We start from the raw sequence: 9,294 nt of genomic DNA, 5'->3' as shown, positions 1-9,294 counted from the left end.
TCGCACCTATCCGAAAAAATTTTAGCGGGATGGTACCTGTGCCCGGAGATGGAAGGTATGAATGGGATGGCTATTTACCCATTATTCAAAAACCAAATACTCTTAATCCAAAAGAAGGTTTCTTCGCTTCAGCCAATCAGAATATTGTTCCTGAAGATTATGAGCATTGGGATGCTATAGGTTTTACTTGGGCAGATCCATTCCGTGGAGATCGAATTGAAGAAGTGCTTAGTGCTGGGAACAAATTGAATATGGAGGATATGAAAGCCCTCCAAGTCGATTACCAATCCATACCAGCCCGGATGCTTGTACCCTTTCTGATGGATCTGCCTTTTACCGGTAAATCTGCAGAGGCAAAAGAAAGATTAAAAGACTGGAATTTCACGTTAGACCCAACTTCTATTGAGGCGGCGATTTATGTGTCTTGGGAAAATGCGATCAGAGACCTAGCGGCTGCCAGATTTATTCCTGATGCTGGCAAGGATATTATAAGAAGCATTCAGATGCAAAAGATAATGGATTGGATTTTTGCTCCTGACAGCAGATTTGGCCCAAACCCTAATCAGGGAAGAGATCAATTTCTTGCTGAGGCATTTGAAAAAGGGATTACCAACCTAGAAGAAATACTTGGAGAGGATATGAGTAAATGGCAATATGGACAAGAAAAATTCAAACATACCTACATGGCGCATGCTTTGGGGGGATTGGTAAATGACGAACTCAAAGCAAAATTAGATGTTGGCCCCTTGCCTCGTGGTGGAAATTCATATACCCCTGGATCAACCGGTGGAAATAATAGACAAACTTCAGGTGCCTCCTTCCGGATGATCGTAAATACAGAAGATTGGGATGCTGCAGTTGGTACAAATGGACCAGGGCAGTCCGGTAACCCTGAAAGCCCATTTTATAAAAATTTATTCGAACCATGGGCAAAAGACCAGTACTTCCCAGTTTATTATTCTCGTGAAAAAATTGAGACAGCCGCAATAGAAAAAATGCTATTGAGGCCTAAAGACTAGATTCACTTTTCGAAAGAAATAAGTATCTGATTTTAGACAAAAGGTTGAAAAGTCCAATAACATAAAACTTTTAAATAATAGCGGTAACACAATAATGGGATTTTCTCGAGCAGTTCCTCAGTCATAGGAATGACCATCTTTTTAGTCTATATTATGAGGACAAGGTTTATGATACAAATACAATCCTGGAAACTTTCAAGACGCTTTGTTTCATCTACCTAATTTGTTACCCTTAAAGAAAAGAAAATGGCTGATAAAAAGGATCTGGATTTTACATATACCACCATAGACAATATATTTCGATTAAGTATAGGAGAAACCGGAGACTATAGTGGTGCCAAATATGACGGTGATTTTTCTATGTCACTAGAAGAAGCACAAAAGGCAAAGCATAAATTTATTGCAGATAGTTTAAATATTAAAGAGGGAAGCAAAGTCTTGGATATGGCATGTGGATGGGGACCTTTCATTAACTATATCACCAAAGAAAGAGGTGCTTCTGCTATAGGTCTAACTCTTTCAGAAGGACAAGCACAAGCTTGTATAAATAATGGCATGGACGTTCGGGTAAAAGATTGCCGTACAGTAAAACCAGAAGACTATGGGGTTTTTGATGCCATTACCTGCATTGGAGGATTGGAGCATTTTTGTTCTGTAGAAGAATGGAAAGCAGGGAAACAAGAACAGGTTTACAAAGATTTTTTTCAAACCCTCGATCAATTATTACCAAAAGGCGGAAGGTTTTACATGCAAACGATGACTTTTGGAAAGAATATGATCGACTTCGAAGACATCGATGTAAATGCCGAGAAAGGATCAGCAGCACATGTTTTGGCATTAATGATTAAGGAATTCCCAGGTTCTTGGCTCCCTTATGGACCAGAAATGGTGATCCGAAATGCAGAACCACGTTTTAAACTCATCTCTCAAAGTAGTGGGAGGCTCGATTACATTGAAACGATCGGCCAATGGAGAAAAAAGTTTAGAAAATTTAATCTGAAGAAGTATTGGCTTTATGCATCATTGCTTCCCAGATTCCTTACTGATAAAGAATTCAGACACCAAATTGAGGTTTTCAAAATTAGCCCAAATCGCGTTTGTTTCGAAAAAGAGATAATGGAGCATTATAGATTAGTATTCGAAAAAGTATAAAGCAATTTGATCATTGCCCGGGTTTTCAAGATCAAAAAAAAGCCTCCTGAAATTCAGAAGGCTTCGATTCAAATTTTTGATTTAGTAAGTTTTTGGCAGGACGTTCGAGATCAAGGATACTTTTTCAATGGGTTCGGAAGCATTAGAATAAATCCTTACTACTGAGTTTTGCTTTCCCTGTTTTCCTGTCGATCTAAAAACAACTTTAATTTCTGCAGTTGTTCCCGGAGCAATTGGCTCTTTTGGCCAGCTTGGGACTGTACATCCACAAGTTGCGGCTACATTTGAAATGATTAGTGGAGCGTTACCTGTGTTGGTTAACTCAAACGTGTGCGAGACCACATCTCCTTGGGTAATATCTCCAAAGTCAATAGACTTTTCCTTGAAGGTTATCGCGGCTCCAGTAGCTTCTTGGGCATTTGCATGAAAAACCAAAGCGACGGCAAAGAGACTAAATAGGATTGCTAATTTTTTCATGATTTTACTATCTAATTATTTTCAAATATTCATTTTTTTTGAATAGCATCAAATAACGCATTATAATACTATTGAGTTACATGGATGTAAAAACCTTGCCAAAAAAGAAAAGGAAACCTGCTCTATAAATTTTCATCCAAAGTCTTTACAAAAAACAAAGGGTTAAAATTCACTAAATAAAGTTCCTCTGTAGCTCTGGTAATAGCTGTATATAACCATCTGGTAAAATCCTTATCCACCTGATCTTCCTTCAAATAACCTTGATCCACAAATACTGCTTTCCATTGGCCTCCTTGAGCCTTATGGCAAGTCAAAGCATAGGCAAATTTAACCTGAAGGGCATTTAAATAAGGATCTTTTCTAATCAGTTCCATCCGTTCAGCTTTACTCGCTACATCTGCATAATCTTCTGATACTTGCTGGTAAAGACTTCTGTATTGATCTCTTGTCAAAGAAGGACTTGGAGAATAAAGTGTATCCAATAGTACTTTTGCCTCAAAATGGGGTTCCTCTGGATAATCTAATAACCTCAATTCCAGTGTTGCGAAACGGAAGCCATACAATTCTTCGAAAGACCTGATTTTCATCACCTCTGCCATATCACCATTTGCCAAGAAATTTACCTTTTCAGATTCAGCCATATACGTGTAGTTATTCTTAACTATCATCAACAAATCCCCTGAACTGATTTCGTCTTCAAAAAAATGAATTACTTTTCGAATATATAAATTGTATTGTACAGCAGCTTTGTTTGATCGGGTAACAATGGTCGTATTCTCTGTCCCATATTTATCATAAGCATATCTTAATCCATCCTCTAACCTCTCACCTGTCATCTTAAAAGTATCTTTAAAAGTGTTGGTTGTAATCTGAATTATTGGAGGATCATTTTTTAGCTGGTTTCTAAGATTCGTTGCATTGTAAAGAATTCCGGATTCAAGCTTCTGCCTCATAACTTCTGTCAACTCAATTTGATCTGAATCCAAGCGAAAATGCTTCTGTAAATAGCTTGACTCCAAAGCTGGACTAAAATCGCTTCCTACAGGAGGTAGTTGTGCTGTATCTCCAACCAAAATGATTCGGTTACCTGAACCTTGAAAAGTAAATCGAATTAAATCTCCCAGAAGATTACCTGAAATTCCCCCATCATCAGCCAGCATGGATGATTCATCTACAATAAATACTGTATCCTTATAATAATTTTTTTGAAGTATGAACCCTAAACCTAAACTTCCATCCTCTCCTTTTGGCTTATATATGATTTTATGAATGGTGTAAGCAGCCCTTTTACTGTAATTCCCCATGACTTTTGCTGCCCTACCTGTAGGCGCCAATAACAAGGCTCTCATGTTTAGTCGAGGCAAACTTTTTACCAAAGCAGAAATAACTGAAGTTTTACCTGTACCGGCATACCCTCTTAAAACAAATGTAGGTTGAGTGGAAGCATCTAAATTTAAGAATTGATCCATTTTTCTGAAAAATTCATTTTGCCCTGTGGTAGGAGGAAAAGGGAAATTTTTGATCAATAAATCCGATGGCTTCGGTATGTGCTGATTATCTTTAGGCATATAAGCTAATGTAAATGTCAAAAGACGAAATCAGCAAGGAAATAGAATCAAAATTTGGAAATCATTTACGCATTCGTGTAAATGGGATTCTAATTGAGAACAATAAATTATTGATGGTCAAACATCTGATGGGAAATGGAAAGATTTTATGGTCTGTTCCGGGAGGTGGAATGGTTTATGGGCAAAATGCCGAAGAAAATCTAATCCGGGAATTTAAAGAAGAGACCGGTCTAAATGTTAAAATTCACAAATATTTATTCATTCATGAGTTTTTAGCCCCTCCTCTACATGCAATGGAGCATTTTTTTAGCTTAAAATCCACCGGAGGTAGTTTAAAACTCGGAGAAGATCCCGAACTTAGTAAACAATTCCAGATATTAAATGAAATAGCTTGGATGAGTATTGAAGATATCCGTTCACTGCCTCAGGAATCCCTTCATCAAATCTTTTGGAGAATAAATTCGCTGGAGGAACTAGGTTTGTGGAAAGGATATTTTAATTTTGGAAATATTTCCATAAAATAGCACGTTAAAAAAACCTTCAACCTTACCTTGATTTAAAATTTAATCAAAATGAATCTAACTAAAGTATTATCCTTTGTCTTCCTCTTAGCTGCTCTAGGTCTTGGTTACCTTCTTTGGAAAGGTGTAGATGATGTTGTGGAAACAGAGAAAAGAATTGCTTTGACCGAAGCTGCAATTATCGAGAAACTTCAAATGCTTCGTGATGCTGAATTGGCTTATCAGGCTGCAAATGGAAAATATGCAGACAATTGGGACAGTTTGAAGCAATTTATCGAGGATGGAAAAATATGGCTTGTACAGAGAACGGAAACAACCAAATTGTTGGAATACGGTAAAGAAGAAACTACTGTTACTTTTGACACGCTAGGTTCTGTAAACGTTCTAGACTCTTTATTTAATGAGAGAAAGTATCCAGACTTCAATTTGGAGGCTTTAGCGGTGGTTCCTGGTTCAGGAGGAAAGAGATTCGAGTTTTTCGCTGATAAGATCGAAAGAAATAGTTATGAAATTGCAGTATTTGAAATCAGAGACCCTGCCCCGATCAATCCTGAAAGAAGACTAAACAACAATGAGAAAGCTCTAAAAGTAGGTTCTAGAACAGATGCCTCTACCGAAGGTAACTGGAAATAATCCATACGGATTTTGGAAAACAACCTTAAAGTATACAAAAGTGATAAGTTCGATGTGGCTGATACCACAGGCTTATCACTTTTTTTATTTCCAAATTCAATAGCCATTTTTGCCAAGGATAAGAATCAGGCAAATATTGCAATTCATTTATATGTGGATTTGGACAAGGAAAACTTAGATGCTCTGCTTATATCCGATCAATTTTTAAGATTGGATTTACCTACAAAAGTTTTTCTCCATCAGTTGGAATTCAGCCTTGTTCCTGGAGTGTTATATTCCCCTGGGAAAGAAGATACCTATCTCTCATTCGTTGGGAAACTAAATGAAAACAACTTTTATTTTGCAAACCCCCTCGATAGCAACAATATCCAATTAGTATCTTTTCTTTCTGAAAAAACCAAAAAATCATTAGAAGCCAGGTTTTCAGATTTAAGTTTCTTTCATGGAGCTACTTCCTTTCTTTCTTACCTATTCAAAGAACGTTTCAATTTAATAGGCCAAGAAATCCTCGTTTGTGTGCTAGATAATTATTTTTATGCAGCAGCTTTTACTGATCAAGAATTAAGCGTTTTTAACATTTTTGAAATACAAACCAAAGAGGATCTTTTGAAATATGTAAGCATCCTTATAAGTCAATTGAATTTCGATAAAAACCATGTCCGAATAAGTGTTTTCGGAGCTTCCAATCAACATGAAATCACCGATGAATGGGGAATGGCTTATTTCCATCATTTCCGTGTCAAAACACCTCATTCAAATCAAAACTACTCTCACGGATTTAAGCATTTAAAATCAGGAGGATTATTTGAAACCTACTGGCAATTTGACTAATAATGAAAAAAACAGCCATTTTCCCAGGTTCATTTGACCCATTCACTATGGGACATCACGATATTGTCATAAGGAGCTTAAAACTTTTTGATGAAGTAATTATTGGAATTGGCTATAACTCTACGAAACAAAATCGATATTTTGATATAGACTTGATGGTAAAAAAAATAGAGGAGGTCTATAAAGATATTGATTCTGTTAAAGTAGTTGTCTACAATGAGTTAACTTCCACTTTAGCAAAAAAACATGATGCGGGTTATTTAATCAGAGGGCTGAGAAATACAACTGATTTTGAATATGAAAATACCATTTGTCAAATGAATAGATATCTAAATGAAGATTTAGAAACTGTATTTCTAATCACATCTCCTCCATTTGCAGCAATCAGCTCCACTGTGATTCGAGAAGTTCATAGATATGGTGGTGATGTCTCAGAATTCCTTCCCTACAAAATCTGAGGTTTAGGATGATTTTTAATGAATTGCTTAAATAAAAATCTCATCGATGGATATGAATTCACTAAGGCAATTTTAGCGTCTGGCTCATAAAACCATCTAATATCTTCAATTCCTTCTTCTTTTTGTGGAGCCATATTTTTATCATCAATACACTCCATTTCGTACCAATAGGTTTTCTTCAAAATACTTTTTCGATTTTGAGTGTAGGTATGCCAGGTATTGTAAAGGTGTTTTTTAGATCTAACTTTAATAGCACATTCTTCTTCAACTTCTCTAATAGCACATTGCTCCGGAGTTTCTCCTCTTTCAAATTTACCTTTTGGGAAATCCCATTTCCCTAACCTAAAGATCAATAGTACTTTGCTTTTTCTATTTGTTACTACTCCACCAGCGGCTTTGATGATCATAAATCTACTTTTCACAAACTTCTTCAAAGTAGATTTATCTTTTGTAACGAAAGTAATAGAATCAAGGTCTTTCAACTTTCTTGTTCTTAAGACATATAAAATTTTTATTATCAGATCATGAGAAGGTTCATGAAAAAGTACATCGTCTTTCCATTCCACCTGATTTAACAATTCATCAGGCTGATGATATATAGACTCATAATTTTTTCTACCATCTATCTCCTCATAGGAGAGTAGATCTAATGGTTTGTCGTTTACAAAAATTCTCATAAAAAATTTGAGTCTTTATTTTCTGTCGAGATCAAAAATGCATAAAAAAATCAGCAGCAACAACCTTCCACAAAGTTTATCACTTATTTTTGGGGTATGGAAATATTAGACTCAAGTGTTGCTGCAGAAGTAGCTGATAAATTACTGGAAATTCAAGCAATTCGCCTCCAACCAGATTCGCCTTTTACGTGGGCATCAGGATGGAAGTCACCGATATATTGTGATAATAGGTTATCCTTATCATTTCCAGAGGTAAGAAACCTGATTAAAAACCAGTTAGTCAAAAGTGTAATTCATAATTTCCCGGGCGCAGAGGCAATTGCCGGAGTTGCAACTGCTGGTATTCCCCAAGGAGCACTTATAGCCAATGATCTAGATCTTCCATTTATTTATGTGCGATCTAAAGCCAAAGGTCATGGGATGGAAAATATGATCGAAGGAAAGGTTACTCAAGGTCAAAAGGTAGTGGTCGTAGAAGATTTAGTCTCTACTGGCGGCAGTTCTCTTAAAGCAGTGGAAGACCTTAGAAAAGCAGGTTTCGAAGTTTTGGGCATGGTTGCAATTTTTAGCTATGGCTTTGAGATCGCAGCTACTAATTTTAAAAATGCGAATGTGAAATTAATCTGTTTAAGTCACTACGAAGCTTTGCTACCCAGAGCTATTGAAAAAAAGTATATTACTGGAGAAACTCTGAAATCTCTAGAATCCTGGAGAAAAAACCCGGAAAAATGGAATCCTTAAAATGGCCGGTTATCCGGCTTTTCATTTTTCAAACAATCCAATCGACCCACCAACCCAATCTTTGTCTTTATTAAATTTCACTCCAATCATTTCACCTCTACTTAGTCTAACTAAGTTGCCAACGTAAGTAGGATTAGGATCGTCCTCGGGCCAAAGAGCCAAAATTCTTACCTCCACTTTTACATTTCCATCGGGTGATTTGAGTACAGGCGAGTAATGAACTTTCTTTTGAAGAATGTAAAGATCTTTTTCTTTGACTTCTGCGATATCCTTCTGAGTCACATGGAATTTTACTCCGCTTCCAGAAAAAGAAAACAGCGGCTTCAAAACATAATTTTCCAAGTCTTTGGGGATTTCCCGTATTTCACTCAATAACTTGCTTTCAATAAAGTAAGGACCTTTGAGATAAGGTAAAATAAATTTTGAAATCCTTGTGTACCAATTTGGGTGACCTGCCCACTCAATATCAAGTTCTTCTTCAAAACTAAATGCTAGTTTTAAGTCCTTCCTCAATTCCAATTCATCAAAAATCACTCTATTGTAAATTCTCTTAATCTGGATTTCCCTTCCTTCTGGATTTTTGTAAAACAGTTTTCTATTTTCCTTAATAATTTCAGAAACACAAACGATGGGTATTCCTAAATCTCTACTGCAATAATAAAAATCAATCTTAGTATTCTGTTTTTCAGGCTCGATTTCAAGTAAGACAACCTCTTCAGGCTTGTGATCTTTCACAATTACTTTTTTGAGTAGTTCTAGATAAGATACATCATCTAATCCACTTAAGTAAGGGGTTGCATTTTCAGTAAATGGATAAAAACTTTGATACTTTTTGAAAAGATTATATTGAAAATTGAATACTGATGGAAAACCCTGAATTTCAATAAGCTTAGGTACTAATTTGTTATCCTCCTCACAAACTCCAAAATCTATTGCCAAAAACTGAGTATGATCATCTTCATTCGGAACAGAAATATTTAAATCAATCGATCGCTGGGTAATATCTTTGAAATCAGGCTTTTGGATAAAAGAGATAACTTGGTCACAAGCATCAATAATTTTATTTTTTAAATCATCTGGGATGAAAAATGGTGTCTCTGCAATTCTGAAAGTTGGTGCGTAATCAAAATCATTGGCAATATCTTTCAAGAAAGCATCATACTTATCTTTCGAAAACTCTGCATTGAATTTTTCTCTTAAAGAAGGGATCATAAAAT

General features: G+C 36.0%; 11 protein-coding genes. 7 read left to right on the top strand and 4 right to left on the bottom strand.

The genetic code is table 11. The features are described 5' to 3' along the window. Together Q0L68_RS02075 and Q0L68_RS02070 are read left to right on the top strand one after the other, a co-directional pair. Positions 1 to 1,019: penicillin acylase family protein (locus Q0L68_RS02075; protein ID WP_296698710.1), on the top strand; the 1,019-nt coding region annotated here is incomplete at its 5' end. 246 nt (positions 1,020 to 1,265) lie between these two features. Then, a complete protein-coding gene (locus Q0L68_RS02070; protein ID WP_296698707.1) occupies positions 1,266 to 2,171 on the top strand; it encodes a class I SAM-dependent methyltransferase in 906 nt (301 codons plus the stop codon). Between the two features lie 81 nt (positions 2,172 to 2,252). Here the strand turns inward: Q0L68_RS02070 and Q0L68_RS02065 are convergent, their stop codons facing one another. Both Q0L68_RS02065 and Q0L68_RS02060 read right to left on the bottom strand, forming a co-directional pair. Then, entirely contained in the window at positions 2,253 to 2,648 is a 396-nt protein-coding gene (locus Q0L68_RS02065; RefSeq protein ID WP_296698704.1) for a DUF1573 domain-containing protein, read from the bottom strand. A 122-nt stretch (positions 2,649 to 2,770) separates the two neighbouring features. Continuing rightward, on the bottom strand, positions 2,771 to 4,216 hold the full coding sequence (locus Q0L68_RS02060) for an AAA family ATPase (RefSeq protein ID WP_296698702.1): 1,446 nt from the start codon (positions 4,214 to 4,216) through the stop codon (positions 2,771 to 2,773). Between the two features lie 14 nt (positions 4,217 to 4,230). Here Q0L68_RS02060 and Q0L68_RS02055 point away from each other — a divergent pair, with 14 nt between their 5' ends. From Q0L68_RS02055 to coaD, 4 genes are read left to right on the top strand one after another with little or no spacing between them, the layout of a single operon-like run. Further along, positions 4,231 to 4,740, top strand: coding sequence for an NUDIX hydrolase (locus Q0L68_RS02055; RefSeq protein WP_296698699.1), 510 nt, complete (start codon positions 4,231 to 4,233; stop codon positions 4,738 to 4,740). Positions 4,741 to 4,788: 48 nt separating this feature from the next. Then, on the top strand, positions 4,789 to 5,370 hold the full coding sequence (locus tag Q0L68_RS02050) for a hypothetical protein (RefSeq protein WP_296698696.1): 582 nt from the start codon (positions 4,789 to 4,791) through the stop codon (positions 5,368 to 5,370). 12 nt (positions 5,371 to 5,382) lie between these two features. Beyond that, positions 5,383 to 6,201, top strand: coding sequence for a DUF3822 family protein (locus Q0L68_RS02045; protein WP_296698693.1), 819 nt, complete (start codon positions 5,383 to 5,385; stop codon positions 6,199 to 6,201). Positions 6,202 to 6,203: 2 nt separating this feature from the next. Then, on the top strand, positions 6,204 to 6,659 hold the full coding sequence (coaD, locus tag Q0L68_RS02040; protein WP_296698690.1) for a pantetheine-phosphate adenylyltransferase: 456 nt from the start codon (positions 6,204 to 6,206) through the stop codon (positions 6,657 to 6,659). Here coaD and Q0L68_RS02035 read toward each other — a convergent pair. Beyond that, a complete protein-coding gene (locus Q0L68_RS02035) occupies positions 6,647 to 7,336 on the bottom strand; it encodes an NUDIX hydrolase (RefSeq protein ID WP_296698689.1) in 690 nt (229 codons plus the stop codon). The two genes, coaD and Q0L68_RS02035, sit on opposite strands and share 13 nt — an antisense overlap. A gap of 96 nt (positions 7,337 to 7,432) precedes the next feature. Between Q0L68_RS02035 and pyrE the strand changes: the two genes are divergently transcribed. Continuing rightward, complete coding sequence (pyrE, locus tag Q0L68_RS02030; protein ID WP_296698686.1) at positions 7,433 to 8,077, top strand: orotate phosphoribosyltransferase; 645 nt, start codon at positions 7,433 to 7,435, stop codon at positions 8,075 to 8,077. A gap of 21 nt (positions 8,078 to 8,098) precedes the next feature. Here pyrE and Q0L68_RS02025 read toward each other — a convergent pair whose 3' ends face one another. Next, on the bottom strand, positions 8,099 to 9,289 hold the full coding sequence (locus tag Q0L68_RS02025) for a hypothetical protein (protein WP_296698683.1): 1,191 nt from the start codon (positions 9,287 to 9,289) through the stop codon (positions 8,099 to 8,101). Positions 9,290 to 9,294 lie beyond the last annotated feature (5 nt).

Origin of the sequence: Algoriphagus sp. (assembly GCF_024642405.1) — a bacterium.
GTDB lineage: Bacteria > Bacteroidota > Bacteroidia > Cytophagales > Cyclobacteriaceae > Algoriphagus.
The sequence above is the reverse complement of the archived record's forward strand: the minus strand, read 5'-3'. Positions and strand labels throughout refer to the sequence as shown.